At 65.4% G+C, this 26,552-nt stretch carries 19 protein-coding genes and 1 pseudogene; 8 read left to right on the top strand and 12 right to left on the bottom strand.

Features of this window, described 5'->3' with window-relative positions:
* Positions 1-11: 11 nt before the first annotated feature.
* Both K359_RS0132940 and K359_RS0132935 read right to left on the bottom strand, forming a co-directional pair.
* Positions 12-293: a helix-turn-helix domain-containing protein gene (locus tag K359_RS0132940; RefSeq protein ID WP_029083127.1), complete on the bottom strand. Its 282-nt coding sequence runs from the start codon at positions 291-293 to the stop codon at positions 12-14.
* 109 nt (positions 294-402) lie between these two features.
* On the bottom strand, positions 403-2,130 hold the full coding sequence (locus tag K359_RS0132935; RefSeq protein ID WP_029083126.1) for an ATP-dependent Clp protease adaptor ClpS: 1,728 nt from the start codon (positions 2,128-2,130) through the stop codon (positions 403-405).
* Between the two features lie 337 nt (positions 2,131-2,467).
* Here K359_RS0132935 and K359_RS0132930 point away from each other — a divergent pair, with 337 nt between their 5' ends.
* From K359_RS0132930 to K359_RS0132905, 5 genes are all read left to right on the top strand, one after another.
* Positions 2,468-4,810, top strand: a complete 2,343-nt coding sequence (locus tag K359_RS0132930) for a mechanosensitive ion channel domain-containing protein (protein WP_029083125.1) — start codon at positions 2,468-2,470, stop codon at positions 4,808-4,810.
* Positions 4,811-5,039: 229 nt separating this feature from the next.
* The gene (locus K359_RS0132925) at positions 5,040-6,140 is read left to right on the top strand and encodes an LLM class flavin-dependent oxidoreductase (protein WP_029083124.1); all 1,101 of its coding nucleotides are present in this window, start codon (positions 5,040-5,042) and stop codon (positions 6,138-6,140) included.
* Between the two features lie 80 nt (positions 6,141-6,220).
* Positions 6,221-6,775 (top strand): flavin reductase family protein, encoded by a 555-nt coding sequence (locus tag K359_RS0132920; protein WP_029083123.1) that lies wholly within the window; start codon positions 6,221-6,223, stop codon positions 6,773-6,775.
* A gap of 284 nt (positions 6,776-7,059) precedes the next feature.
* Positions 7,060-7,815, top strand: coding sequence for an SDR family oxidoreductase (locus K359_RS0132910; protein ID WP_029083122.1), 756 nt, complete (start codon positions 7,060-7,062; stop codon positions 7,813-7,815).
* 209 nt (positions 7,816-8,024) lie between these two features.
* Positions 8,025-9,983, top strand: a complete 1,959-nt coding sequence (locus tag K359_RS0132905) for a DEAD/DEAH box helicase (protein WP_029083121.1) — start codon at positions 8,025-8,027, stop codon at positions 9,981-9,983.
* A 50-nt stretch (positions 9,984-10,033) separates the two neighbouring features.
* Here the strand turns inward: K359_RS0132905 and K359_RS0132900 are convergent, their stop codons facing one another.
* The 5 genes from K359_RS0132900 to K359_RS53675 form a co-directional block, all read right to left on the bottom strand.
* On the bottom strand, positions 10,034-10,453 hold the full coding sequence (locus tag K359_RS0132900) for a hypothetical protein (RefSeq protein WP_035977546.1): 420 nt from the start codon (positions 10,451-10,453) through the stop codon (positions 10,034-10,036).
* Positions 10,453-11,940 (bottom strand): hypothetical protein, encoded by a 1,488-nt coding sequence (locus K359_RS0132895; protein WP_245284795.1) that lies wholly within the window; start codon positions 11,938-11,940, stop codon positions 10,453-10,455. Before K359_RS0132895 ends, K359_RS0132900 begins: the two co-directional genes overlap by 1 nt.
* Positions 11,941-12,151: 211 nt before the next feature.
* On the bottom strand, positions 12,152-14,017 hold the full coding sequence (locus tag K359_RS0132890) for a sigma-54-dependent Fis family transcriptional regulator (RefSeq protein WP_029083118.1): 1,866 nt from the start codon (positions 14,015-14,017) through the stop codon (positions 12,152-12,154).
* A 117-nt stretch (positions 14,018-14,134) separates the two neighbouring features.
* Positions 14,135-14,404: a DUF1214 domain-containing protein gene (locus K359_RS66305; protein WP_371261216.1), complete on the bottom strand. Its 270-nt coding sequence runs from the start codon at positions 14,402-14,404 to the stop codon at positions 14,135-14,137.
* An 11-nt stretch (positions 14,405-14,415) separates the two neighbouring features.
* Entirely contained in the window at positions 14,416-15,162 is a 747-nt protein-coding gene (locus tag K359_RS53675; protein WP_371261215.1) for a DUF1254 domain-containing protein, read from the bottom strand.
* Positions 15,163-15,269: 107 nt separating this feature from the next.
* Between K359_RS53675 and K359_RS0132880 the strand changes: the two genes are divergently transcribed.
* Positions 15,270-16,157, top strand: a complete 888-nt coding sequence (locus K359_RS0132880) for a LysR family transcriptional regulator (protein WP_029083117.1) — start codon at positions 15,270-15,272, stop codon at positions 16,155-16,157.
* 108 nt (positions 16,158-16,265) lie between these two features.
* Here the strand turns inward: K359_RS0132880 and glgX are convergent.
* Positions 16,266-18,381 (bottom strand): annotated as a pseudogene (gene glgX / locus K359_RS53670) (glycogen debranching protein GlgX).
* 479 nt (positions 18,382-18,860) lie between these two features.
* On the bottom strand, positions 18,861-19,574 hold the full coding sequence (gene radC / locus K359_RS0132870; protein ID WP_029083116.1) for a DNA repair protein RadC: 714 nt from the start codon (positions 19,572-19,574) through the stop codon (positions 18,861-18,863).
* Between the two features lie 288 nt (positions 19,575-19,862).
* Between radC and K359_RS0132865 the strand changes: the two genes are divergently transcribed.
* Complete coding sequence (locus K359_RS0132865; RefSeq protein ID WP_029083115.1) at positions 19,863-20,582, top strand: DNA-3-methyladenine glycosylase I; 720 nt, start codon at positions 19,863-19,865, stop codon at positions 20,580-20,582.
* Between the two features lie 21 nt (positions 20,583-20,603).
* Here K359_RS0132865 and map read toward each other — a convergent pair whose 3' ends face one another.
* Together map and K359_RS0132855 are read right to left on the bottom strand one after the other, a co-directional pair.
* Positions 20,604-21,428 (bottom strand): type I methionyl aminopeptidase, encoded by an 825-nt coding sequence (gene map / locus K359_RS0132860; protein WP_029083114.1) that lies wholly within the window; start codon positions 21,426-21,428, stop codon positions 20,604-20,606.
* A gap of 270 nt (positions 21,429-21,698) precedes the next feature.
* Positions 21,699-23,015 carry a mechanosensitive ion channel family protein gene (locus tag K359_RS0132855; protein WP_029083113.1) on the bottom strand — a complete coding sequence of 439 codons (1,317 nt, stop codon included), beginning with the start codon at positions 23,013-23,015 and terminating at the stop codon, positions 21,699-21,701.
* 323 nt (positions 23,016-23,338) lie between these two features.
* Here K359_RS0132855 and K359_RS0132850 point away from each other — a divergent pair, with 323 nt between their 5' ends.
* Complete coding sequence (locus tag K359_RS0132850) at positions 23,339-25,132, top strand: potassium/proton antiporter (RefSeq protein ID WP_029083112.1); 1,794 nt, start codon at positions 23,339-23,341, stop codon at positions 25,130-25,132.
* Between the two features lie 3 nt (positions 25,133-25,135).
* Here K359_RS0132850 and K359_RS0132845 read toward each other — a convergent pair whose 3' ends face one another.
* Entirely contained in the window at positions 25,136-26,374 is a 1,239-nt protein-coding gene (locus K359_RS0132845; protein ID WP_156928776.1) for a hypothetical protein, read from the bottom strand.
* Between the last annotated feature and the right edge of the window lie 178 nt (positions 26,375-26,552).

Here is a 26,552-nt window from a genome sequence, read left to right as displayed (position 1 = left end):
GTTGCTTGGCGTTACGCCGCCGAGAGCCGGATCTGGAACTTGCTGCCAGTCGCCTTGGCAAATCGTAGCAGCGTCTTGGTGCTCGGCAGCGTTTGGCCGCTTTCGAGGCGAGCGACGGTCGACTGACTCGTGCCCATCCTGGCTGCGAGTTCGGATTGCGATAGTCCCGCGCGTCGACGCGCCCTGACCAGCTCTGCAGCGATCTCGAACTCGGGCGCAAGGGCATCGTATTCAGCCCTGACCTTGGGATTGGCCAACAAGCGCGCCTTGAGCTTTTCGAATGGAATGGTCATGCAATTCCCTTTGCTCGCTGCAACGCCAACTCGATCTCCGCGGGCAAGCGGGAGGTTATCTCATTTTTGAGATGGAGTGGAGCGCGGGGACGTCCCGATGCGTCGGCCATCACCCCGCGCTCATTCCCTGCGCTCCGCCGAGCAGCTTGACGTTGAGCCGGCCGCCGTCGAACAGCATCTCATTCAGCGCGCCGTCGATGTCTTCAGCGGTGACGTCCCGGCCGCCGCCGCGTGCGATGCTCGCCTGAGCGATGCGGCGCATCAGCTCCTTGATGAAGGCGGCGCTGACGCTTGCCGTGCGCGCCACCGCCTGGTCGATGATGGCCTCGTCGAGCGGCAGGCCCTTGCCATAGAGCCGGATCAACTTGCCGCGCCCGGTCTCGTCGGGCAGCGGCACCTCGATCGCCTGGTCGATGCGGCCGGGCCGGCCGGCCAGCGCGCTCTCCAGCTCTTCTGGCCGGTTGGTGGTCAGCACGAACAGGATATCGCAATCCTCCTTCAGGCCGTCCATCTCGTTGAGCAGCTTGTTGAGCAGGGATTCCTCGCACGGTCCGCCCATGTCCTCGCGGTCGCGCGCGATCAGGTCGACATCCTTGATCACCACCATGGTCGGCTGCAGCAGCCGCGCAAGGCTCATATAGGCACCGAGCAGGCCGACCTGCTCGGCGGTGACGATCAGCGTGGTGTGGCCGGGCAGGTTGGTGGCAAGATAGCGAATGGTGTGGGTCTTGCCGGTGCCGGGCGGGCCGTAGAGCAGGATGCCCTTGCGGGTCGACTGGCCGAGCCCGCGCAGCAGATCGCGGCTTTCGACAAAGCCGAGCACGTTGCGGTCGAGCAGCCGCAACGTCCGGTCCGGCAGGATCACGTCATCGCGAGCAACCGTCGGCAAACGATGCACGGTCAAGCCACGCGAACGTCCGCGATAATTGGCGCCATCCTCCAGCGACAGGATCTTGCCGCGATAGGATCGCGCCGCATGCACGGCTATTTCCAGCTCGGCGAAGATGCGCTGCACGAAAGCATTGCCGGCCGCGCCGGCGGGCACCGCAAGCTCGATCCGCAGTGATGGCTCGCGATGGAATGTCAGCAGCACCGCGTAGCGCAGCTCTTCGGTTCGGCACAGCCACAGTCCATTGGCGAGGCACTTCACCGGTTCGGCCTCGCCGATGTCGACGTCGTGATATTGCGGCGGCGCGATCGCCGGTGCATTGCGGCCGGCCTTCATCAGCGCCGCGAAGTCGAGGGTCTCGTAGCGATATTCCTCATGGATGCCGAAGAAGTGGATCGGATCGGTGAGCAGCTTCTCAATCGCGACCTGAACGTCGGCGCGCATGTGACCCGGAAACTGTCGCGCCCGCGTCACGATCAGGTTGCGCGGCACGTCGGCGAAATGCCAGTCGAGCGCAACGTAAGCGGATCGAAACGTTTCGCTTGGCAATTCTTCCGAGCTGCGGCGTGCGGCGAGCAGACAATCACTGCACAGCGAGGCGGTCGCACCGGTCATACCGGCGAGAAAAATCTCCGTCACGGCCCGCGGGGCTTCGCAGAGATCGCAGGGGCGGCTGGCGTCGGCGGATTCGGAGGTGATCATCAATGGCTGGCCGTTGGAGCGGATCAGCCACTTCGCCGAGTTGAATATTGCCCGTGCCACCGGTGCCGGATAGGGGCCGCACGGAATAGCACCTTTGGCTTCGATCAAGGCAGCCGCCGCGACGGCTTCCTGCTGGGATTTTCCGAACACCGTTCGCAACAAATCCTGCACGAATTCCAGCGGGGTTTCATCGTCGTCGTGGATGAAGAGCTGCACCGGTCCGTCGTCGGCAAAAACATCGTGCATGAGAGCCCCGCAACGCAATGGAACGCAAAAGAACAAAATAAGAACATCATAGAGGCCCTTGCTCGTCAAGCGAAAGATTGTCCTATCTCAGCCCTGGCGTGTGGGGAGCGCGGATTGGTCCGCTCAGCGCGGAACGCGCTGCAGAGCGTAAACGCGGCTCAACGCTTGTGACGATTGTGTTGCGGCAAATGCCAAGACAAATGCCAAGAGATGGCCGCCGCAGCGGCAAACTTCCGACACATCATCGAGGCGAAAAGGAGTAATCCGACATGATGCGAGCGCGAGGCAGATTCTCTCAAGGAATCTTCCGTCGCGCGATTATTTTTATGAGGTCCTCGTGTCGCACAAACTTCGTTTTGCGATCCTTCTCGTCTTCACACTGTTCCTCTCTCCCGCGCTCGCGCAGCCGGCCGCCAAGCCGGCGCCGCCGCAACCCGCACCCAGCGACGCGCTGACGCCTGAGCAGGCCAGGCGCGCGCTCGACACGCTGCAGGACGACAAGAAGCGCGGCGAGATCATCAACACGCTGCGCGCCATCGCCAACGCCTCGCCGCAGGCGGCGCAGCCCGCGCCGGCCCCCGAGCAGCAGTCGCCGATCCCGCTCACCGCCGACAGTCTCGGCGCGCAGCTGTTGCTGATGGTCTCGGAGCAGGTCGGCGAGATGTCGCGCGAAGTCGCCGACGTCGCGCGCACGCTGACGCATTTCCCCGCGTTCTATTACTGGTTCGTGCGCACCGCCAACGATCCGGCTGCCTACGGCCTCATGATCGATATCGCCTGGAAGCTGGCGCTGGTGTTCGGCTGCGCGCTGGCAGCCGAATGGGTGGTGTTCCGTCTGATCAAGCGGCCGGTCGCATTCCTGGAAGCGCGGCTGCCGCAGACTGCGCGGGTGCCGGTGCAGGCGCTGGCCAGCGCCGATCCGCCGTCGTCGGTCGCCGACGTCACCCCGGAGGGCGATCTGCATCGCCGCCGGCTCGGCCTGGCGCGGGCCTGGCAGTCGCTGGTCCGGCTGCCCTTCGTGCTCGGCCGCCTCGTGCTCGAATTGTTGCCGGTGGTGGTGTTCGGCGGCGTCGCCACCGCGCTGCTCGGCACCGAGATCGGCGACCAGTCGACCACGCGGCTCGTGATTCTGGCGGTCGTCAACGCCTATGTGTTCTCGCGCGTGCTGATCTGCGCCGTGCGCGCGCTGGCCGGGCCGTTCGGCCTGTTCCGCGTCCGTGCCGAGACCGCGGCCTATATCGAGATCTGGGCGCGGCGCATCGTGGCCGTCGGCGTCTCCGGCATCGCCTTTGCCAATGTCGCGCTGCTGCTCGGGCTATCTCGCGCCGGCTACGCCGCGCTGCTCCGGCTCGTGATGCTCGTCGTGCATCTCTTCATCGTCGTCATCATCCTGCAGTGCCGCCGGCAGGTCGCGGAAGCGATCCGCGCGCCGGCCGGTCGCACCGGCATCGCGGCGCGGACGCGCAACCGCCTCGCGTCGCTCTGGCACGTGCTGGCGATCGCGCTCGACCTCGCGCTATGGGCGGTGTGGGCGCTCAACATCCGCAACGGGTATTCGCTCCTGCTGCAATATTTCGTCGGCACCGTCGCGGTGCTGCTGGTCACCCGCCTCGTCATCATGGTGGTGCTGAGCCTGATCGATCGCGGCTTCCGTATCAGCCCGGATCTCTTGCACCGCTTCCCCGGGCTGGAGACCCGCGCCAACCGCTATCTGCCGCTGCTGCGCAAGGTGGTTACGGCGGTGATCGCGCTGATCGGCTTCGTCGCGCTGCTCGAGGTCTGGGGCGTCGACGCCATCGTCTGGTTCTATGGCGGCCAGATCGGCAGCCGCCTGATCTCGGCGCTGGTGACGATCGGGATTGCCGCGTTTGCCGCGGCCGTGATCTGGGAGGTCGCCAATGCGCTGATGGACCGGCAGATCGAATCGCTGTCGCGCGAGGGGCATTTTGCCCGCGCCGCGCGCCTGCGCACCTTCCAGCCGATGCTGCGCACCGCGCTGTTCTGCATCATCGTCACGGTGGTCGGGCTCACGGCGCTCAGCGAGATCGGCGTCAATGTCGCGCCGCTGCTCGCCGGCGCCGGCATCGTCGGCATCGCGATCGGCTTCGGTTCGCAGAAGCTGGTTCAGGACCTGATCACCGGGCTGTTCCTGCTGATCGAGAACACTGTGCAGGTCGGCGACAACGTCACGGTGTCGGGCCTCTCGGGCGTGGTCGAGAATGTCTCGATCCGCACCATGCGGCTGCGTGCCGGCGACGGCTCGGTGCATGTGGTGCCGTTCAGCGCGGTGACCACGATCACCAATGCCAGCCGCGGCGCCGGCAATGCCGCGGTCAGCGTCAACGTGTCCTACAAGGAGGACACCGACCGCGCCGGCGAGGTGCTGAAGGACATCGTCGCCGGGATGCGTCAGGAGGCGGCGTATCGCGCGCTGATCCGCGGCGATCTCGAATTGTGGGGCGTCGACAAGGTCGACGGCTCGGTCGTGACCATCGTCGGCCAGATCCGCTGCACCGATGGCGGCCGCTGGTCGGTGCAGCGCGAGTTCAACCGCCGCATGAAGCGGCGCTTCCAGGAAGAGGGCATCGAGATCGCCTCGATGGGCCAGACCATTTTGATGCAGCTTCCGGCACCCTCCGAGCCGGACACCAGCGCGCTGCCGCGCCGCGCCGCGGGCTGATTTGCGACACCGCGTTCCGTCTCATCGTTGCGACACCGTCTCGCGACGATGAGACGGCAAGGGCCTCGCTGAGCCCGAGGCATGGCTCATACTTGGCCGAAAACGCCGTCTTTCCTCCTCCTCTCCTGCGATTTCCGCGCTGGCACAGCGCTTGCTCAACGCATCTTTCGAATGCGCGGCAAGACGCATTGCATGACTGAACCGCAAAGCCAGAAGGAAGGAAATGCACATGGAGCTTGGCTACTTCACCATGCCCTCGCACCCGCCGGAGTGCGGATTGAAGGAGGGCCACGACTGGGACCTGCAGACGCTGCGCTGGCTCGACGAGCTCGGCTATCAGGAGGCCTGGATCGGCGAGCATCACACCGCACCCTGGGAGCCGCACCCGTCGCCCGACCTCTTGGTCGCGCAGGCGCTGCTGCAGACCAAGAATCTGCGCATCGGCCCCGGCGGCTTCCTGCTGCCGTATCATCACCCGGCCGAGCTCGCCAACCGCGTCGCGATGCTCGACCATCTCTCGAACGGACGGCTCAATTTCGGCGTCGCGGCCTCCGGCCTGCCGAGCGACTGGGCGATGTTCAATGTCGACGGCATGTCGGGCCAGAACCGCGACATGACTCGCGAGGCGCTCGAGATCATCCTGAAGATGTGGTCCGAGCCGGGCCCGTGGACGCACAAGGGTAAATTCTGGACGGTGAGCAAGCCGGACACGATGTTCGATTTCCTCAAGCCTCATATCAAGCCGCTGCAGGGACCGCATCCGCCGATCGGCGTCGCGGGGCTGTCGAAGAACTCGGACACGCTGAAGCTCGCGGGCGAGCGCGGCTTCATTCCGATGAGCCTCAACCTCAACCCGGCCTATGTCGGCAGCCATTGGGACTCAGTGGAAGCCGGAGCGGCCAAGACCGGCCGCAAGCCGAGCCGCAAGGACTGGCGGCTGGTGCGCGAGGTGTTCGTCGCCGACACCGACGAGGAGGCGTGGAGGCTGTCGACCGGCGACATGATGGGCCGGATGATGGGCGAGTACTTCCTTCCGCTGCTCGGCCATTTCGGCTTCAAGGACTATCTGAAGCATGCGCCCGACGTGCCCGACAGCGACGTCACCGTCGAATATTGCGCGCGCCGGAATTGGATCGTCGGCTCGCCGGCGACCGTCACCGAGAAGATCGAGAAGATCTACCAGGAGGTCGGCGGCTTCGGCGTGCTCTGCGTGTTCGGCTTCGACTACAAGCACAAGCCGGAGGCCTGGCGGCACTCGCTGGAGCTGCTCAAGAACGAGGTGATGCCGCGGCTCAAGCATCTCGGCGCCGAGTTCGAGAAGGCTGCATGACAGCTGCGCGGGGTGCGGGGCTTGCCTCGCACCCCGCGTCGCATATCTTGAAGGGGATTTTATCGGTTCAGGGTCAGGGCATGACGGTCGACGCACAGAGTTTCAAGCAGGCGATGCGCCATTGCGCGGGCGCGGTGGCGCTGGTGACGGTCGGCCGCGAGCCGGGCCAGCGCACCGGCCTGACGGTGACCTCGGCCTGCTCGCTCTCGGACAATCCGCCCTCGGTCCTGGTCTGCGTTAACCGTAACGCTAGCGCGCATACAAGGATCCGCGAAGAGCGCCATTTCGTCATCAACTTCCTGAACGAAGACCACGCGATGCTGGCGCTGACCTTCTCCGGCCAGAAGGGCGTCAACGGCGATGACCGCTTTGCGTTCGGCCGCTGGACCACGGGCGCGACCGGCGCCCCGGTGCTGGAGGATGCCGTCGCGGCGTTCGACTGCGTGCTGACGCAGGAGCTCGAGACCAAAACCCATTCGGTCTTCATCGGCGAAGTCCAGCATGTGCGCGCCGTGACCACGGTCGATCCGCTGATCTATCTACGCTCTGGTTTCCAGAGCGTGCGCAACATCCACGACCCCATCGTGCTCGGCGATCTCGACGCGCGCCGCGTGAGCTGGAACGAGTTTTCCTGATCGATTGACGGAGTCGGCGATCGGTTGGATTGCGACGATACTATCGCCGCTCTTCCGTGTTTTCGCCGCGTCGGACGCGAGCCGCCCTCCGATAGTCAATCAGCATCGCTGACCAATCCTGATCAAATCGACGCGCGCATCATATGCGCAAGTGGCATGCTATAAGCGCCGTCGCGCGTGCAGGCGCGGTCGATGACGGCGTCGGTGCGCTCATCGCGGTTGCCGGCGGCAATGGGAAACACAGGCGCGTTCCAGGATCTCTCGTCAACAAGGGAGGATCAATCATGAAGATCGTTGTGATCGGCGGCACCGGACTGATCGGGTCCAGGACCGTTACCATTCTGCGCCAGCGCGGCCATGACGTCGTCGCCGCCTCGCCGAAGGGTGGCGTCAACACCATCACCGGCGAGGGGCTCAACCAGGCGCTGGCCGGCGCGGCCGTGGTGATTGACCTCGCCAATTCGCCATCGTTCGAGAACAAGGCGGTGATGGAATTCTTCGAGACCTCCGGCCGCAACCTTCTGGCTGCGGAGAAGCCGGCCGGTGTCCGGCATCATGTCGCGCTCTCGATCGTCGGCACCGACCGGACGCCCGAAAACGGCTACTTCCGCGCCAAGGTGGCCCAGGAGAAGCTGATCGAGGCCTCCGGTATTCCCTACACCATCATCCGCGCGACGCAGTTCATGGAATTCGTCGGGGCGATCGCCGATGCGGGTGGAGATGGCAAGGCGGTCAGGCTGTCACCCGGCCTGTTCCAACCGATCGCGGCGGAGGACGTGTCGGCCATGGTGGCCGATGTGGCGCTCGAGGCCCCGCGCAACGGCATCGTTGAGATCGCTGGTCCGGACCGCGCACCGTTCAACGAAATCGTGGCCCGCTACCTGAAGGCCGTCGGCGACCCGCGCGAGGTGATCAGGGACCCTGACGCCCTCTATTGGGGCGGCCGGGTCGAAGAGCACTCGCTGGTGCCGCTGGGCGAGGCCCGTCTCGGCCGGATCGACCTGGACGAATGGCTGCGCCGCTCACGGCCGGGGGGCTGATCGTCCCCCGCGGCACGTGGCGGGATCAAATCTGGCCCGGGCACCGCATTTACGGCCCAATTTGCGGTCCATGGGGCATGGTGATTTGCCCGCGCTTGGCGTAAAGCAGCCGAAATCACAATCGCCACGCGCGGCCGTGCCGCCTGCCGGACCTCGCGGCTCGACGCTGCCTGGTGCAGCGTTCTGCGCCAACCAGGATTTCCCTTCTCGTGTCATTTTCGACCACAAGCCCGCCGCTCGCCCGGGCCCTCGCCGAGCGCAGCTACGATCAGCCGACCCCCGTTCAGGTCGCGGTGCTTGCTGACGAAGCCGTCGGCCGCGACCTCTTGGTTTCGGCTCAGACCGGCTCCGGCAAGACCGTCGCCTACGGGCTTGCGATCGCAACCGATCTGCTGGACGGCGCCGAGCGGTTCGAACGGGCGGCGGCGCCGCTGGCCCTGATCGTCGCGCCGACGCGCGAGCTTGCTTTGCAGGTCCACCGCGAGCTCGCATGGCTCTATCAATATGCCGATGGACGCGTCGTCTCCTGCGTTGGCGGCATGGATCCGCGCCGCGAGCAGCGCGAGCTTGCCGCCGGCGCGCATATCGTCGTCGGGACGCCCGGCCGGCTGTGCGACCATCTGCGCCGCGGCCACCTCGACACCTCGGAATTGAAGGCCGTCGTGCTCGACGAAGCCGACGAGATGCTCAATCTCGGGTTTCGCGAGGATATGGAGTTCATCCTCGAGGCCACGCCGGAGGCGCGGCGCACCTTGCTGTTCTCGGCGACGTTCCCGCGCGGCATCGTCGCGCTGGCGAAGCAGTATCAGCAGCAGGCGTTCCGGATCGAGGTCGCGGGCGACGAAGGTGGTCATGCTGACATCGACTATCGTGCGATCCGGATCGCGCCGGGGGATGTCGAGCACGCAGTCGTCAACGTGTTGCGCTTCTTCGACGCGCCGAGCGCGCTGGTGTTCTGCAACACGCGCGAAGCCGTCAGGCATTTGCAGTCGGCGCTGCTGGAGCGCGGGTTCTCCGTGGTCGCACTGTCGGGCGAATTGACCCAGAACGAGCGCACCCAGGCGCTGCAGGCGTTGCGCGACGGCCGCTCCCGCGTCTGCGTGGCGACCGACGTGGCGGCGCGCGGCATCGACCTGCCGAGCCTCGACCTCGTGATCCATGCGGATCTGCCCAATGACGCCGAGGTCATGCAGCATCGCTCGGGCCGCACCGGCCGTGCCGGCCGCAAGGGCGTCAGCGTCCTGCTGGTGCCGCCGGCGCGTCGACGGCGTGCGGAATTGCTGCTCAATCTGTCCGGCATCGATGCGGTCTGGGGCACCGCGCCGCAGCCGGATGAAATCCGCAAGCTCGATCACGAACGCATGCTGAAGGATGCGGTGCTCACCGAGGAGTCGAGCCCCGACGATCTGGTGCTGGCGCAGGCATTGCTCGCCGAGCGCTCGCCGGAGGAGATCGCCGCGGCGCTGGCGCGGCTCTATCGTGCGCGACTGCCTTCGCCCGAAGACATCAGCGATCCCGGCGAGAGCAAGGGCCGATCGCGCGACGATCGCGGCCGGGACGATCCGCGCAGTTCACGCGGTGATGACCGGCCCGCGAGAGCCCGATCGAAGAGCGGAACATCGTCGTCGCGCCACGGCATGGCGGAAGCCAGCGTCTGGTTCCGGGCGGCGATCGGACGAAAGAAGAATGCGGAAGCGCGCTGGCTGTTGCCGATGATCTGCCGTCGCGGCGGCATCGACAAGCGCGACATCGGCGCCATCAGGATCATGGACACCACCACCGAGTTTGAGATTTCGGAGCGGGTCGCCGAATCCTTCGCTGTCAAGGTCCAGCGTCCGGACAAGGAAGACAGCATCCGCATCGAGCCGCTCACCGGCGCGCCGCAAGGGCAGGCGGCGTCCGACAAGCGATCACACGCGCCCCGGCGCGAGGCCGTCGACGCGGATGGCGGTGCGCGTCACGGTGACGAGGCGCGCGATGCGGCCGGTCCAAAGCACCGCGGCAAGCTTTATCGCGACAGCGGCGCGAAGTTCGGCGGTGAGCCGGCGTCGGGCAAGAAAAAGAAGCATAAGGACAAATCCGGCCACGCGGGACCGCCGCCGCGGGTAACTGCGTGGCCTGCGAAAGGCGCACCCGGAAAGAAGCCAAAGAAAAAGCACCGCGGCTGATCTGCCGCCGTGACGCGTGCGATGAAGCGATCGCGCGCGTCCCGCAACTTCTATTTCAGCCACACCATCAGCGGGACCGGCGCGCGCCCTGCGCACGACAGCGTTCCCTCATAGGCATGCGCCTTGCGGGCGCTGTACGTACAGGGCGCGCCGTCCAGCACCAGCTCCGCCGTCACCTGCGAATCCGGCCCCGCGAGTTGCAGCCGGATCTCTCCGGCCCGTTCTTCCGGTCCGTCCTGGGTGCAGATCCCGACATGCTTCATCTTCAGCGGTCCGGAGAATTGCTTTCGTGCGCCCGGCTCGCTTTCGGTGAGATGCCCGGTCAGCTCCCATTCGCCGAGCACGCCGGCCTGACCGAGAATCTCCATCGCGCCGAGCGGCGGCACATGGCACAGTGATAGTCCGACGGCGCCGAGCAGCGCCGCCGCACCGTTGCGCCATCCATTGTTGCGCGATGGTATCCGCAGCATCAGAGCTTGCTTCCGGTTGTCTGGCGCAATTCGATCAGCTCCGGCCTCGATACGTCGGAATCCGCGGTGAGCCGGGCGATCTGCACCGCGCATTCCTGGGTCTTGGCCTGATCGCCGGACGCCTTGGCGCTCTTGATCATGCCGAGATAGGCCGCCAGCCGATTGGGCTCCTTCTTGAGCACGGCCTCGTAGGTGGCAAGCGCCTCCTTCGCCCTGCCGCGATCGAGCAGCATTGCCGCGTAGAGCTCGCGCGCCGGCGCCAGCGGTCCGGGGGTGACGGGATGCTTTTCGGTCTTGTCTTCCGCTTCTGCTGCGGCATTCATCGCGCTGAGCGCCTCGTCGAATTTGCCTTCGGCGTACAGCACCCAAGCGCTCGCGATCTGCTGCTGGATGTCGACGATGTTGGACCAGTACGCGTCCTTTGCGTCCTTCAACTTGTCGCGCAGCTCGACGAGCTTCGCGATATCGGCCTTGGCGGCCGCCGGATCACCGGAGCGCGCGGCGCCGACCGCGCGGGCAAAATAGGTGATGGCGTCAGCATAGGCGTACTTGGTCGGACGCACCTCAAGCGCAGCAGCTCCCTTCCAGTCGCCGCGCTCGAACACATAGCGGGCCTGGCTTGCCGCCACCGCGTAGGGGCCGGCGAACCGATCCTGTTTGAACTCGAGCTTGCCGAGTTCGTCGACCACCGCGCGTGCCTCCTTGTCCTGGCCGAGCTGCAGATAGGCATAGACCAGATAGTCCATCGCGTGGGCCTGGTCCTGCAGTTCGCCGTCTTCCTTGGCGATGCGCGCGGACTCCTTGTTCGAGGCGATCGATTCCTTCCAGTAGCCGACGCGCGTGAAGATGTGTGACGGCATATGCTGGGCATGCGGCGCGCGTTCGGCGATCTTGGCATAGCGCATCGCCGCGTCGAGGCCCTTCTCCGCCAGCGTCGGATAGTCGTAGAGATGGATCAGATAATGCGCGATGCCCGGGTGCTCGGGCTGGCGCTTGAAGATCGGCTCGAGCAGTGCCGCGCCCTTCAGCTGGTTGGCATAGGTCTTGTCGGTGGGGGACGCCGCGACATTGAGCGTGATCGCATAGGCGATCTGGGCCTCGTCATCGTCGGCATAGTGGGTCGCGACCTGCTCTTCGGCGGCGAGGAATCGCTGCACGCGGGTGCGGTGATCGACCTTGTCATAGTCGACATACATCGCGGCGATCGCATTGATGTATTCTTGCTCGCGCGGCGTCTGCGCACCTAGCGCCTGGCCTTTCTTCACGGCCGCGAGGCCGAGCGGCAGGTTCTCCGGTGGTGGCGGTCCGTGCGGATTGTAGAGATAGCTGAGCGCGATGCCCCAATAGGCGATGGCGCATTGCGGGTCGGCCTCGAGCACCTCCTCGAAGGTGCGGCGCGATGCGCTGTACCAGAACGAATGCTGATACAGCATGGCGCGATCGAACAGCTCCTGCGCCTCCGGCTTGCAGGATGTCGCAAAATGCACTTTGCCCAATCGTTGGTCTTCAGAATGTGAGGCAGCAGGCTGCGAAATGGTCGCGGCAACCAGGCCAACGACCACAGCGAGGGGAAACCGTGTCATAGGACCCGCTCCGTGGCGTTGCATGAAAGCTGCAGGATATCACCTTTCCCGGCAAGGCGATATCGCGCCATGAGGGCCCCGGTCCGCGGGAACATTGCTCGAATGAAATATTTGGTTAGCCGTCGAAAGCGATCTTCAACGCCTTGATCTTCCGATACAGCGTGGCGCGGCTGAGCCCGAGCGCCTTCGCGGCCTCGGTCACGCGACCGCCGCTGGTGCGCAGCGCCTCCACGATCACCGCGCGCTCGCTTCCCGCATGATCCGCCTCGGCGCTCCGTGCGCTGAACGGCGGCAAATCGAGATCGGCTTCGGTGATGACGCCGCCTTCGGCGGTGGCGCCGGCGAGCCGCAGCACATGGCGGAGCTGGCGCATGTTGCCGGGGAACGGATAGGCCATCAGCTGCACCCAGGCGTCAGGCGCGATGCGGCAGTGCGGCGCCTCCTCGTCGGCGATCTGCGCGATGACATCGCGCCTGTCGGCACGCTCGCGCAACGCCGGCAGCCGGACTTCCATGCCGCGCAGCCGGTAATACAGATCGGAGCGGAAGCTGCCGTCTTCGGCCATCAGCGCCAGATCGCGATGGGTGGCGCTGATCAGGCGGATGTCGACCGCAACCGGCTTCAGCGCGCCAAGCGGCCAGACCTCGCGATTTTCCAGCACGCGCAGCAGCCGCGTCTGCAACGACAGCGGCATGTCGCCGATCTCGTCGAGGAACAGCGTGCCGCCGCTGGCCTGCACGATCAGTCCCTTCGATCCTTCGCGCCGCGCGCCGGTGAAGGCGCCGGCCTCGTAGCCGAACAGCTCGGCGTCGATCAGGCTCTCCGGCATTGCCGCGCAGTTCAGCGCGACATAGTTGCGGCCGGCGCGACTGCTGGCGGCGTGGATGGCGCGCGCGAACACGTCCTTGCCGGCGCCGGTCTCGCCACGCAGCAGGATCGGCAGATCGAGATTGCCGACCGTCATCAGCCGCTTCACGCCTCTGATCAGCACGGGATCGCGGCCGGCAAGCTTGTGCAGCCCGCTGAACTGCCCGGCCGGTTTTTCACGCGGCTGTGTCGGCGGAGGCCGCAGCGAACGCGCCCGCGCCGGCGGCGCCAGGTGGCCGCGTCCCCATGGCGTGCCGTCGGCCCGGCGCAAGGTGACGGACTCGTCCGCGGCGCGTGTCGCGCGATCGTCGAGCTGGATCAGATGCGACAAATCGATGCCGTCGTCGATCATGGCATCGGTCAATCCAAACACGCCGCGCGCGGTGCGGCAGGCGCCGACCACGCGACGGTCGTCGTCATAGGCGAGCATGCCGTGGCCATCGCCGGGCAGGGTCGCGATCCAGGAAGCGCGGTAGCGCCGGCGGAAGAACGACTGCTCGATCCGCCGCGTCGCCTCCGTGGTGACGGCGAGCGCCAGCTCATGCGCGCTGCGGCCGAGATCGCTGCGGCATGAAGAGATGTTGACGGCGCCGGCGAGGCGCCCGGCATGATCGAACAGCGGCGACACCGCGCAGGTGAACATGTGCCACTGCTCGCGGAAATGCTCGTCGCCATGCACGAGGATCGGCCGCTGCTCGGCGAGCGCGGTGCCGAGCCCGTTGGTGCCTTCGAACGTCTCGGCGAAGTTCGAGCCGGTGTAGATCTTCCATTCCAGGAACATCCGCGCGTAGTCGCCCTCGGGCAGCCGGCTCACCAGCATGGTGGCGTTGGGATCGGCGAGGTTGACGCAGTAGCCGCTATCGTGGAGCACGCGGGCGAGGTCCTCGATCTCCGGGATCGCGACCTGGATCAGGTCCTCCATCGGTTCGGCGATGTGCCGGACCTCGGCTTCGGTGAGGGTCTGCGGCGGCCCGCGCCGGGCCGGGTCGAGGTTGTGATTGACCAGGCAGCGCCGCCAGGACGCGGCAATCCGCGTCTCGGTGTCGACGCCGGCCGCCTGATTGGCCGCCGATAAAACACGGGCGACGTGATTTGAGGCCGAAAGATTGGCCATCCAGAGGTCTCCACCCTGTATTTTTGCCAAAGTCTGGCACCCCGCGGCCGAATGTCAATTGGCCGGCGGGGTCGCGGGGAGGGACCTTGGGTGGAGGATCGCGGTACCGGACGCGGCTCAGTCCGCAGGCTGCGCCTCGGGAAATTTCCAGCTGCCGTCGAGGATCTCGGCGCGCGGTTGGAACAGCCGGACGGTGTAATTCCATCCCGGCGTGATCGGCAGGCAGTTGGCGACCTTGCCGTCGCAGCCGCCGAACTGGATGGTGACCGCGCCATCGGAGGCTTGCTTTGCGGTGATGCTGTTCACCGCATAGGCATTGGCCGGGTTCGGTTGCAGGTAGCCTTCACTGTTGTAGACGGTGAGCGACCAGAAACCATCGACCGGGATATCCCTGACCGTCAGCCGGTAGATGGTGCGCCGTCATTGCGCGCGGGCGTGATCGGAAGATAAAGCGCATCCTGCTCCGGATTGCCGCCCCACAACATCGCGCTTCCGATCAGGTGTCGCACCGGATCGACCTGATGCGCGTCGGCGCCGAACATCCGCCGCGTATCGGAGACCGTGGCGCCAAGCTGCAACAGTGCGGCTTTCACCGTCTTCAGGCTTGCCGCATCCCAGTTCGGGATCTCGAATGCGCCGGGCCGGTCCTGGCTGGCCTTGACCGCGTCCTGCAGGGCGTGAACCTGCCGGACCTCCTCGGCGTTCGCAAAATCGACCTGGAAGCGGACGACCGCAACGGCGTAGCGCGTGCCGACCGCGTCGCGGGTCAGGGTGTGGCGACCGGCGCCGTAATGGACCGCAAGGGTGTACTGGTCTTCATTGACGATTTGCATCGCCATGAAACGCTTGGCGCCGCCGGGTAGCTCGATTGTCACCGGTCCGGCATCGAGATCGAAGACCGCAAGCGAATAAAGCGTGTCGCGGTTGGGACGGACGATGCCCTGCTGGACCGGAGCAGCAAGCTCGCGGCCATGACGGAATTTTCCGAAGCCGCCACTGCCGGCCACCCCGGCGAAATAGGTATCGGTCTGGGCGCGGTTGTAGGTGTCGATGGTGACGCGCTGCGGGGCCGATGGGGGTGTTTGTGCGGACGCGATGGTTCCCGCCAATGCAAATGACATGGCTGCCAGGATGCTCGTTTTCATAGGCGCTCCGGATGAGGTCCTCTCCGTGCGAGCTGGTAGTCTGTCCAAATACGAAAATAAATGACCACGATTGGCAGATATCCTACCGAATATGGTAGGAGTGCCGGATGGATCTCAACGCCGTCAGGATGTTTGTTGCGGTTGTGCAGGCGGGCAGCCTGTCCGCGGCGGCCACGCGCCTTGCAATGCCGCTGCCGACATTGAGCCGCCGCATCCGCGATCTCGAACGGCAGCTCAAGGTCCAGTTGCTTGAGCGCTCGGTCCGCGGCGCCAGGCTCACCGATGCCGGCGCAAGGCTTTACGAACACGCCGGCCGCGGCATCGAGACGCTGCTCGAGGCCGAGCAGGTGATCGTGAACGACCAGGCCCATCTGAAGGGACGCCTGCGGCTGTCATTGCCGCCGACGTTCGAGCCGTGGTGGGAGTTGCTGGCCGCGTTCCAGCGGCGCTATCCCGATATCGAGATTTACCTCTACACGACCGAGCGTCGCGTGGACCTGGTCGAGGACGGCATCGATGTCGCGCTTCGTGTCGGCGCGATCGTTCACGAGGCCATGGTGGCGCGACACCTGCTCTCGTCCCGCAATATCCTCGTGGCCAGCCCGCAACTGGTGAAGCGCCTCGGCGTGCCAAAACATCCGGATGCGCTGCATGATCTGCCATGCGCGACGTGGGCCTCGCGCATCGATGAGCAGGCGCGCTGGGACTTGGCCGGGCATGTCGTCGAGCCCAGGGCGGTGCTGGCCACCAACGACTACGAGCATTTGTGCAGGCGCGCGCTGCGTGGCGATGTGGTCACCGAGCTGCCGCCCTTCCTTGCGGCGGCGCCGATCCGGGAGAAGCGCCTGGTCCGATTGCTGCCGCAGCATCCGCTGCCGGAGTGGTCGCTCAACCTGGTCTATCCGCCGCACCGTCACCAATCGACCATCGTCAGGACCTATTTGGATTTTTGCCAGGGCTTTCTGCCGAAGATCGTGCAGGCGTGCACGGTTTGAGTGGAAGTCGTAAGCTGCTTCGTAGGGTGGATTAGCCGAAGGCGTAATCCACCGCTCCGCGTCCAACGCAGAACGGCGGATTACGCTTCGCTAATCCGCCCTACAGAGCTACTTCACCTCGCCGGTCGTGAGCAGCACGAAGGAGCGGCCCGTCACCTTGTAGGTGCTGTCGAACGCGAATTGCGCGCCCGCCGCTTGCTCCGGCGCGCTGGTATCGAGCAGCAGCGACCAGTGCGCGCCGGCGGATGTCGTCGGTAGCTTGAAGTCGACCTCGCCCTCATAGCTGTTGAGGATGACAAGCACGGTGTCGTCCTCGCCCTCGCGTGCGGTCGCGGTCTTGCGCGCGCGGCCGTCGAGCAGCGCGGCAAAGCATTTGATCCAGCCGGTGGTCCAATCGGCCCGCGTCATCTCGACGCCCGACGTGCTGATCCAGACCACGTCGCGGATGTTGAGCTCTGCGTCGCGATCGCCGGAGAGGAAGCGGCTGCGGCGCAGGATCGGGTAATCGCGCCGCAGCTTGATCATCCGCTTGGTGAAGGCGAGCTGCTTGTTCGCGTCGTCGGACAAATTCCAGTCGAACCAGGAGATGTCGTTGTCCTGGCAATAGGCGTTGTTGTTGCCGCGCTGGGTGCGGCCGAACTCGTCGCCGCCGAAGCAGCATCGGCGTGCCCTGCGAGGCCAGCAGGGTCGCCAGCAAGTTGCGCTTTTGGCGCTCGCGCAAGACGAGAATGTCGGGATTGTCGGTCGGGCCCTCGGCGCCGCAATTCCAGGAATGGTTGTCGGACGAGCCGTCGTTGTTGTTCTCGCCGTTGGCCTCGTTGTGCTTAAAGTTGTAGCTCGCCCAGTCGTTCAGCGTGAAGCCGTCATGGGCGGTGATGAAGTTGACGCTGGCCCAGGTGCGGCGCCCCTCGCGGTTGAACACGTCGTGCGAGCCGAGTAGCCGCGGCGCCAGCGCGCCGGGCGTGGCCTCGCCGCGCCAGAAGTCGCGCACAATGTTGCGGTACTTGTCGTTCCATTCCGCCCAGCCCGCCGGAAAGCCGCCGACCTGGTAGCCGCCGGGACCGCAGTCCCAGGGTTCGGCGATCAGCTTGACGGTCGCGAGCAGCGGGTCCTGGTTGACAGCCTTCAGGAAGCCGGACTGCTCGTCGAAGCCGTAGACCTCGCGCGCCAGGATGGTGCCGAGGTCGAAGCGGAAGCCGTCGACATGCATGTGGCCAGCCCAGTAGCGCAGGCTGTCCATCACCAGCTGGATCACCCGCGGATGCGACAGGTTCACCGTGTTGCCGGTGCCGGTGTCGTTGATGTAGTAGCGCCGCTTGTCGGGCAACAGCCGGTAGTAGCTCGCATTGTCGATGCCCTTGAACGACAGCGTCGGACCGCGCTCGTTGCCTTCGGCGGTATGGTTGTAGACGACGTCGAGGATCACCTCGAGGCCGGCGCCGTGCAGCCGCGCCACCATCTCCTTGAACTCGCGCAGGCTGTTCGGTACGTCGGCGGCATAGCGCGGGTCCGGCGCGAAGAAGCCGATGGTGTTGTAGCCCCAGTAATTGGTGAGGTGCTTGTCCAGCAGATTGCTGTCGTTGACGAAGGAATGCACCGGCAATAGCTCGATCGAGGTGATGCCGAGCGCCTTCAGATGATCGATCGCGGCGTTCGATCCGAGGCCGGCATAGGTGCCGCGCAGGTTCTCGGGGATGCCGGGATGCTGCTTGGTAAAGCCCTTGACGTGGGTCTCGTAGACGACGGTCTCGTCCCAGTGGGCTTCCTGCCGTTGCGGCTCCTGGGCCCAGTCGAAATTGGGATCGCACACGACGCATTTCGGCATGAACGGCGCGCTGTCGCGCTCGTCGAACGTCAGATCGTCGCCGCTTTCCACCTTGTAGCCGAACACCGCCGGATTCCATGTCAGGCTGCCGGCGTGGGCGCGCGCATAGGGATCGAGCAGCAGCTTGTTCGGATTGAAGCGGTGGCCGCCGTCGGGCTGGTAGGGACCCGAGACGCGATAGCCGTAAAGCGTCCCCGGCTGCACGCCGTTGATGAAGCCGTGAAACACCTGGTCGGTATATTCGGGCAGCTCGAGGCGATGGGTCTCGCGCTCGCCGTCGAACAGGCAGACCTCGACCTTGCTGGCATTGGCGGAGAACACCGCGAAGTTGGTGCCGCGGCCGCTCCAATGCGCGCCCAGCGGATAGGGCAGGCCTTCCTCGACCACGAAATCGGACATCGCGTCCCCCAAACCATCAAATCAATCTGCAACAAACGCCGCCGCGCGGAAAACGTTGCATTGGTTATTTTAGTGGCATCGCGCGCGGTTCGTATGACGCCATCGTCATTCCGGGCTCTCGCTTCGCGATGCCCCCGGGTGCCCAATTGCGCACCGTGTCGTGAGAATGCGGAGCTGTGTCTTCAACCACGCTGTCATCGCCGGGCTTGACCGGGCGATCCAGTACGCCGAGGCCCATCCGCTCAAACACGACTGTCTCTGGAATACTGGATCACCCGCTTTCGCGGGTGATGACATCGGAAAGGCTGTTTCACATTGAATCAGACTGACACCGTCGTCCCGGCGAAGGCCGGGACCCATAACCCCAGATATCAGTTGGTTGGCGATGCTGGGGCCGCAGCCCGCTTCAACAGTTCACCCTGTGGTAATGGGTCCCGGCCTTCGCCGGGACGACAGCGGGGGGCTTGTTGAGTGCAATGCTAAATCAACCGCATGCCCTTGAAGCTCGTATGCCCGTTCTTGCCGACAATGATGTGATCGTGCACCGCGATGCCGAGCGGCTTTGCGATATCGACGATCGCTTTGGTCATCTGGATGTCGGCCTGCGACGGCGTCGGGTCGCCGCTCGGATGATTGTGCACCAGGATCAGCGCGGTCGCCGACAATTCCAGCGCCCGCTTGATCACCTCGCGCGGATAGACCGGGGTGTGATCGACGGTGCCGGTCTGCTGCACCTCGTCGGCGATCAGCTGGTTGCGCTTGTCGAGGAACAGCAGGCGGAATTGCTCCTTTTCGGCAAACGCCATGCCGGTGCGGCAATAGTCGATGACGTCGTTCCAGGACGACAGCGCGATGTTGCGCCTGATCTCGCCCTTGGCGATCCGGCCGGCGGCTGCCGCCAGCAGCTTGAGCTGGTTGATCGAGGCGTCCTTGATGCCCTCGACCTCGCGCAACCGCGCCACCGGCGCGTGCACGACTTCGGCGAAGGAGCCGAACTTCTTCAGCAGCGCCTTGGCCAATGGCTTGGTGTCGCGGCGCGGAATGGCGGCGAACAGCGCCATCTCAAGCAGCTCATAGTCGGTTAGCGCGTCGGGGCCGGCCGCATGGAAACGCTCGCGCAGCCGTTCGCGATGGCCATGATAATGCGGCATCTCGTCGGGCTGGTCGGTGCTGTCACTGGCTTTGGCGGGCATCGGCCACAACCATGCCGTGCCTGCCGGGTTTTGCAAGGGGCGATGCAACCCACGGTCATCGCCCGGCTCGACCGGGCGATCCAGTACGCCGCGGCTTCTCGATTCAAGCGGTGGCGTCTCTGGAATACTGGATCACCCGCTTTCGCGGGTGATGACACCGCAAATGGGTCCTGGCTTTTGCCAGAACGACGATCGTGTGTGAGGCGCCCACTTCCCCGGTTTGCCACGATGCGACGGGCGAATTACCGTTCGCTGCAACGGTTCGAGATCGAAAAGGGGGAGGACGGCGTGACGTCATTCAAGGTGATCCGCGCGCGCGCCGAGAAGCGCAAGGGCGGGCCGAAGGCACTGGAGAAATTGCTGCGGCCGCCGGCGGGCGCCAAGGTGCTGGCAAAGCTCGGCGACGACCGCGTGCTGGCCGAGATGACCAGGCGCGTGTTCTGCGCAGGCTTTGCCTGGAGCGTGATCGACGCCAAGTGGGAGGGTTTCGAGCAGGCGTTCCTCGGCTTTGAGCCCGCCAAGCTCGCCTTCAAATCAGATGAATTCTGGGAGAAGCTGACCAGCGACACGAGGATCGTGCGCAACGGCGCCAAGATCATGTCAGTGCGCGACAATGGCCGCTTCGTGCAGGAGATCGCGCGCGAGCACGGCAGCTTCGGCAAATTCCTCGCGGCATGGCCGTCGTCGGATGAGGTCGGGTTGCTTGATCTGCTGACCAAGCGCGGCAGCCGGCTCGGCGGCAACACCGGGCAGATGCTGCTGCGCTTTCTCGGCTGGGACGGCTTCGTCACCTCGCGCGACGTCGTCGCCTGCCTGCGCGATGCCGGCCTCGATATTGCCGAGGAGGTCAAGTCGAAGCGCGATCTCGCCAAGGTGCAGGCGCAGTTCAACGCCTGGGCGGAGGAGACCGGGTTGTCCTATCTGCATTTGTCGCGGATCTGCGCGATGTCGATCGGCGAGAACCACACGCCCGAGGAGATCGTCGAGCGGACGCGAAGCGATTATTGACCTTGTCGAGGATGGCCCCGGTTACACCTGAACCCAGGGCTTCTCGCCATGGCGCTCGGACAGCGTGAAGATCTCGACGCCGTCGGCGGTGACGCCGACCGAGTGCTCGAACTGCGCCGACAGCGAACGGTCGCGGGTCACCGCGGTCCAGCCGTCGGACAGGATCTTCACATGCGGCTTGCCGAGATTGATCATCGGCTCGATGGTGAAGAACATGCCGGGCCTCAACGGCACGCCCTCGCCGGGGCGGCCGATATGGATGATGTTCGGCTCGTCGTGGAACAGGCGGCCGAGGCCATGGCCGCAGAAGTCGCGCACCACGCTCATGCCTTGCGGTTCGACATAGCTCTGGATGGCGTGACCGATATCGCCGGTAGTGGCGCCGGGCTTCACCGCCGCGATGCCGCGCATCATCGCCTCATAGGTCACCTCGATCAGCCGCTCGGCCTTCCGCGCGATGGCGCCGATCGCATACATCCGGCTGGAATCGCCGTACCAGCCGTCGACGATGAAGGTGACGTCGACATTGACGATGTCGCCTTCCTTTAGCGGACGATCGCCCGGCATGCCGTGGCAGACCACGTGATTGATCGAGGTGCAGGTCGAGTAGCGATAGCCGCGATACATCAGCGTCGCCGGATAGGCACCGTGGTCGAAGGCGAACTTGCGGACGAAGTCGTCGATATCGGAGGTCGGGACGCCTGGCTTGACGAGGTCGGTCAGCGCATCGAGGCATTTCGACACCAACGCACCGGCCTTGCGCATGCCGGCAAAGCCGCTCTGCCCGTGCAGCTTGATCTGGCCGGTCTTGCGAAGCGAGGTGTCGGTGGCGTCGATATAGCTCATGGGCGGGCTGTTTCTGCAGGGAAGGGGCTGATTTCAGGCTCTAATTTAATGATCGGCGCGCCCGGTGCAAGCCAAGGTTAGGCATGGGGACAATTCCCAAACAGCTTGATTTTGCGGCCCAATCCGGAACAGCGGCAGCCGGTCCTCCGAAAAAACTGTGCGCAAACGCTAGAGCCCTTTCCGTTCCGATGGAATCGGAACGGGGCTCTAGATTCTTGTTTTGACGCGTTTTCTTTACGCGAACCGGTATCCATTTCGCTCGAAAACGCTCTAGCTGGAGACCTCGACCACGCTCTCGACCGGCAGCGCGCCGCCGCGGATCCGGAGTTCCCGCACCGGATAGGGCACCCTGATGCCCTGCTGCTTGAAGGCGTCCCACAGTGCCAGCATGACGTCGCTCTTCACATTGTCCATGCCGTCGGGATCGGCGATCCAGAAGGTCAGAGAGAACTTCATGCCGAGCTCGGCGAATTCGGTCAGGATGCAGTTCGGCGGCTTGCCCTTGAGCGCGCGGGCGTGGGCCGCGGCGGTCTCGATCGCGAGCTTGCAGACCAGTCTCGGATCGGCGTCGTAATTGGCGGCGAAGGCGATCTTCACCAGCGTATTCTTGTCGGTATAGGTCCAGTTGGTGACCTTCTGCGTCACCAAATCCTCGTTCGGGATCAGGAACTCGCGGCCGTCGCCGGCGGCGACCGAGATGTAGCGGGTTTTCATCGCGCTGATGCGGCCCTGGCTGTCGCCGATGGTGACGAGGTCGCCCGGCTTCACCGATTTGTCGACCAGCAGAATGATCCCCGAGATGAAGTTGGCGACAATCTTTTGGAGGCCGAAACCGATGCCGACGCCGACGGCGCCGGAAAGCACCGCCAGAGCCGACAAGTTGATCCCGACGGCACTCAAGGCAATGGCGACCGCGACCACCATTAGGCCGATGCGAATGATCTTGACCAACAACACCTGGATCGACGGGGTCAGATCGGTCGAGCGGGTGATCTGGCCGTCGATGAAATTGCTGGCGATATTGCTCAGCCACAACGCTAGGATCAGCACCGCGCCGGCCTTGATCAGCAGCAGCGGCGACAGCCGCAGACCGCCCATGACGACGGCGAACGAATCCAGCGTGTCGGCCGCCCAATCGAGCTGGCCGACGATGCTGAGCGCCGCAACCACCCAGGCTGCGATCGACACCGTCTTGACGATGAAGGCGTTGTCGATCACCGAGGTTACGAGGCGGATCACGAGCCAGGCCAGCGCCAGCTTGGCGGAGACCGCGATCAGGTAGCTGCGGCTCGGCCATGTGGCGTGCCACATCACGATGCGCGAGATCACCATCAGCACCGCGAACACGGCGGTCGAGGCGCTCGTCACCATCACGCGGGCAAAGTGCCGGAGCGGCAGCGGCCACCGGCTCGCCAGCGACGACAACTCGACCCGTGAGTGAATGGCGGTATCGGCCGCGTAGGCGAGGCCCGCGGCGGCGAGGATGATGCCGAACTGCAGATAGAACCAGGGCGAGGCGACCTCGGCGCCGACCGAGCGCGCGGCCATTTGGATCGATTCCAGGACGTCCTTCCAGCTCATGTCCATCGGCAAATTCTCAACTTGCAGTGCGGGTCAGGCAAATGTGATTCGAAGGTGTTGGGAGATTCCCACAACGGCGCGCGCGCGACCATCGATACACCACAGTGTCGAGGCGCATTAGAGCGTTTTCGAGCGAAGTGGTCACCGGTTCGCGTGAAGAAAACGCATCAGAACAAGAATCGAGAGCCCCGTTCCGATTTTGTCGGAACGGAAAAGGATCTCGGGGCAGCGGGACCGGGCACATTGCCGCCTATGGCAGAAATCGTTTGGCGTCCCGGTGTGTCGACGATAAGGATGCAATTGCAAGTATTTGAGACCCCCGAAGGCGCATGGCATCCCTCGACTCCGTCAGTATAGCGATCCTGCTCGGCGCGGTGCTGGTGATGGCCGGCATCCTTTCGAGCCTGCTGGCGTTGCGGTTCGGCGCCCCCTTGCTGCTGGTGTTCTTGCTGGTCGGCATGCTGGCGGGCGATTCCGGCCCCGGCAGGCTGCAGTTCGACGACGTCCGCACCACCTATCTGGTCGGCTCGGTGGCGCTGGCGCTGATCCTGTTCGACGGCGGCTTGAAGACGCGGTTTGCCAGCATCCGCACCGTGCTGGTGCCGTCGATGGTGCTGGCGACCGCCGGCGTGCTGCTGACCGCGCTGATCACGGCGCCGGTCGCCCGCTATGTGCTCGACCTCAACTGGACCGAGTCGCTGTTGGTGGGCGCCGTGGTGGCCTCGACCGACGCCGCGGCGGTGTTCCTGCTGGTGCACACCCAGGGCCTGCGCCTGCGGCCGCGCGTCGGCGCGACGCTGGAGGCGGAGTCCGGTACCAACGATCCGTTCGCGATCTTCCTCACTTTGATGCTGGTCGAGTTCATCTCGATCGGCCAGAGCTCCGCCTCGCACATCGCGATGGAGTTCGTCCAGGAAGCGGTGCTCGGCGCCATCATCGGGGTGATCGGCGGCCGGCTGGTGGTGCTGGCGTTGAACTATGTGGCGCTGCCGCAGGGCCTGCATGCGCCGTTCGTTACCACAGCGGCACTGGTGATCTTCGGCGGCTCGCAGATCGTGCATGCCTCGGGATTTCTCGCGGTCTATCTCGCCGGTATCATCATCGGCAACCGGCCGACCCGCGCGCATAATTCGGTGGTGACATTCCTCGACGCCGCGACCTGGCTGGCGCAGATCGTGATGTTCGTGCTGCTCGGCCTCCTGGTCTCGCCGCATCGCCTGCTCTCCAGCGCCGGCGGCGCGGTGCTGGTGGCGTTCGCGCTGATGCTGGTGGCGCGGCCGCTGGCGGTGCTGATCTGCCTTGCGCCGTTCAAGTTCAACTGGCGGGAAAAGATCTTCATCGCTTGGACCGGGCTGCGCGGCGCGGTCGCGATCTTCCTCGCCTCGATCCCGATGCTGGTCGGCCTGTCGAAGGCCTATCTGTACTTCGACGTCGCCTTCGTCGTCGTCATCATCTCGCTGTTGCTGCAGGGCTGGACGCTGGGACCGGCGGCACGGCGGCTGCATGTCGCGCTGCCGCGCGCCGAACGCGGCCCGCGTCGCGTCGAGCTCGACCTGCCCGGCCAGCTCGAGCAGCAGCTGGTCGGCTATCCGGTGCGGCCGAAGAGCCTGTATTTCCGCCGCGGGCTGATTCCGTCCTGGTCGAAGCCGACCTTGGTGATCCGCGACGAACGGATCCTGACGCCTGTCGAGGCCGATCCGGTCGCGCCTGGCGACTACATCTATCTGCTGGCGCCGCCGGAGCGCGCCGAGGCGCTCGACCGCTTCTTCGTCGACATGGCGCCATCGAGCACGCCCGATCCGCATCTGCTCGGCGACTTCATGGTCTCGGGCGAGCATACGCTGGGCGAGCTCGCCGAGATCTACGGCGTCAAGGTCGATGAGCACCAGGCCAAGCTGACGCTGGCGGATTATTTCGACATCAATCTCGACCGCGCGCCGAAGGAAGGCGCCGAGCTTGCGCTCGACGAGATCGTGCTGGTGGCGCGCAGCATCAGCGGCGGCCGCGTCAATGTCGTCGGCCTGCGGCTGCCGGAGGAAGAGGAGGAGGTCGCGCCGCAGACGCGGATGCAGACCGTGCGGCGCAAGCTCGCCGATATCTGGGCGTCGGTGGCGGGGGTCTGAGCGCTACTGCTTGCGCAGGAACTGCGAATCCGGCGCGAACTTCTTGATCATCTCGGACAGGCCGTCGTCGGCCGGCGGGCCGGGCGAGTCCGGGTTGGGCTCGTCCTTGAACTTCTGGCCGGAAATCTCGGCCAGCGCCGCGAGCAGTGTCTCATCGAGATCGTCCGCTGCTGTCTTTCCGGCTGGTCGCTTCGCGAGCGGTATGATGGCGGGCGGAGGTGGCAGCGGCGCCGGCGGAGCGGGCTTCGGCTGGTTGGGCGCGACGATTCGGGTCTCCGGTTCGGGCTTCGCCGCGATCGGCGCCGGTATCGGTGGAGGCTTGGGGGGATCCGCCCGCCTGGCGGCGGCCTGGCTGACGGCGGCGATCAATGATGCTTCGAGATCGGCGGGAGTCTCAGCCGTCATCGGCACCGGCGGCGGCGCGGCGGGCTTCGTGTCCCGGGGCGCGCGACCGAACAGCGGTTCCCGCTGGTTCGCCGTCGGCGGCCGGTTCTCGGTTGCCTTGCTGGGCTCCCTGCCGGGCTTGAAGAGACCCGCGCGTTCGGCGGCGAGCCTCGCGGAAGCCTCCTCGACCGTGGCGAGCAGGGACGATTCCAGCGCATCGGCGGGATTGCTCGGCGGTGTCGGCGGCGCCGCTGGCTTGGCGACAGGGGCGACCACCACCTTCGGCTCCTGCCGTGGCGGCACCGGCACCGGCGGCGGCCGCGATACCTCGACCACCGGCGGTGGCCGCGATGCCTCGAGCGGTGGGGCCGGCGGGACCGGCTGACCGCTGCGGGCGCGCGCGATGATGCCGTCGACGATCGCCCCGAGGCGGCTCTTGTCGGGTGCGGCGAGATAGCTGGCCGCCAGCTCGTCGACATATTGCGGGCCGTAATCGGCGAGCACATGCGCGATCTGGGCCAGATCAGGATCGCTCTCGACCAGCCGTCGCCACGCCTCCCGGTCGTAGGGCGCGCCGTTCTTGTCGGGCCAAGCCACCCGGCGTGGCTGACGCTGAGGTCCGGCGTCCTGGCCGGTGACCGGGTCGAGGGTCGGCGGCCGCAGCCCGGCACTGAGCCGCGGAGGGGTAAATCCCGCGGCGGCTGCCGGCGCGGCATCATCTGCCGGGCTTCGGCGGCGTTCGGCGACCTGCAGCGCGATCAGGCCGACGCCCATCAGCAGAAAGCCGAGCGCGGCCCACGAAATCGTGGCGCACAGCACCGCGCCGATCAGCAGCAATACCCAGCCTGTCAGTCGCACAATGTGCCCTTCCCCATGCCCGATCGGATGTCCCGATGCGGGCCTAGCAGACAAGATTGGCTATCTTATGCCGACTTTCGGAAAAACGGCCAGCTAGAGCGTTTTCGAGCGAAGTGGACACCGGTTCGCGTGAAGAAAACGCGTCAAAACAAGAATCCAGAGCTTCGGTTCTGCTTCA

The sequence above is a fragment of the Bradyrhizobium sp. th-b2 genome (genome assembly GCF_000426785.1).
Lineage (GTDB): Bacteria > Pseudomonadota > Alphaproteobacteria > Rhizobiales > Xanthobacteraceae > Bradyrhizobium > Bradyrhizobium septentrionale.
The sequence above is the reverse complement of the archived record's forward strand: the minus strand, read 5'-3'. Positions and strand labels throughout refer to the sequence as shown.

What these genes read in the sequence shown, in the direction of transcription:
- K359_RS53675 (WP_371261215.1), bottom strand. Translation starts at nt 15,162, where the DNA reads ATGAAAACGAGCATCCTGGCAGCCATGTCATTTGCATTGGCGGGAACC.
- K359_RS0132910 (WP_029083122.1), top strand. Translation starts at nt 7,060, where the DNA reads ATGAAGATCGTTGTGATCGGCGGCACCGGACTGATCGGGTCCAGGACC.
- K359_RS0132940 (WP_029083127.1), bottom strand. Translation starts at nt 293, where the DNA reads ATGACCATTCCATTCGAAAAGCTCAAGGCGCGCTTGTTGGCCAATCCC.
- K359_RS0132850 (WP_029083112.1), top strand. Translation starts at nt 23,339, where the DNA reads ATGGCATCCCTCGACTCCGTCAGTATAGCGATCCTGCTCGGCGCGGTG.
- K359_RS0132925 (WP_029083124.1), top strand. Translation starts at nt 5,040, where the DNA reads ATGGAGCTTGGCTACTTCACCATGCCCTCGCACCCGCCGGAGTGCGGA.
- K359_RS0132880 (WP_029083117.1), top strand. Translation starts at nt 15,270, where the DNA reads ATGGATCTCAACGCCGTCAGGATGTTTGTTGCGGTTGTGCAGGCGGGC.
- K359_RS0132900 (WP_035977546.1), bottom strand. Translation starts at nt 10,453, where the DNA reads ATGCTGCGGATACCATCGCGCAACAATGGATGGCGCAACGGTGCGGCG.
- K359_RS0132855 (WP_029083113.1), bottom strand. Translation starts at nt 23,015, where the DNA reads ATGGACATGAGCTGGAAGGACGTCCTGGAATCGATCCAAATGGCCGCG.
- K359_RS0132935 (WP_029083126.1), bottom strand. Translation starts at nt 2,130, where the DNA reads ATGCACGATGTTTTTGCCGACGACGGACCGGTGCAGCTCTTCATCCAC.
- K359_RS0132890 (WP_029083118.1), bottom strand. Translation starts at nt 14,017, where the DNA reads ATGGCCAATCTTTCGGCCTCAAATCACGTCGCCCGTGTTTTATCGGCG.
- radC (WP_029083116.1), bottom strand. Translation starts at nt 19,574, where the DNA reads ATGCCCGCCAAAGCCAGTGACAGCACCGACCAGCCCGACGAGATGCCG.
- K359_RS0132920 (WP_029083123.1), top strand. Translation starts at nt 6,221, where the DNA reads ATGACGGTCGACGCACAGAGTTTCAAGCAGGCGATGCGCCATTGCGCG.
- map (WP_029083114.1), bottom strand. Translation starts at nt 21,428, where the DNA reads ATGAGCTATATCGACGCCACCGACACCTCGCTTCGCAAGACCGGCCAG.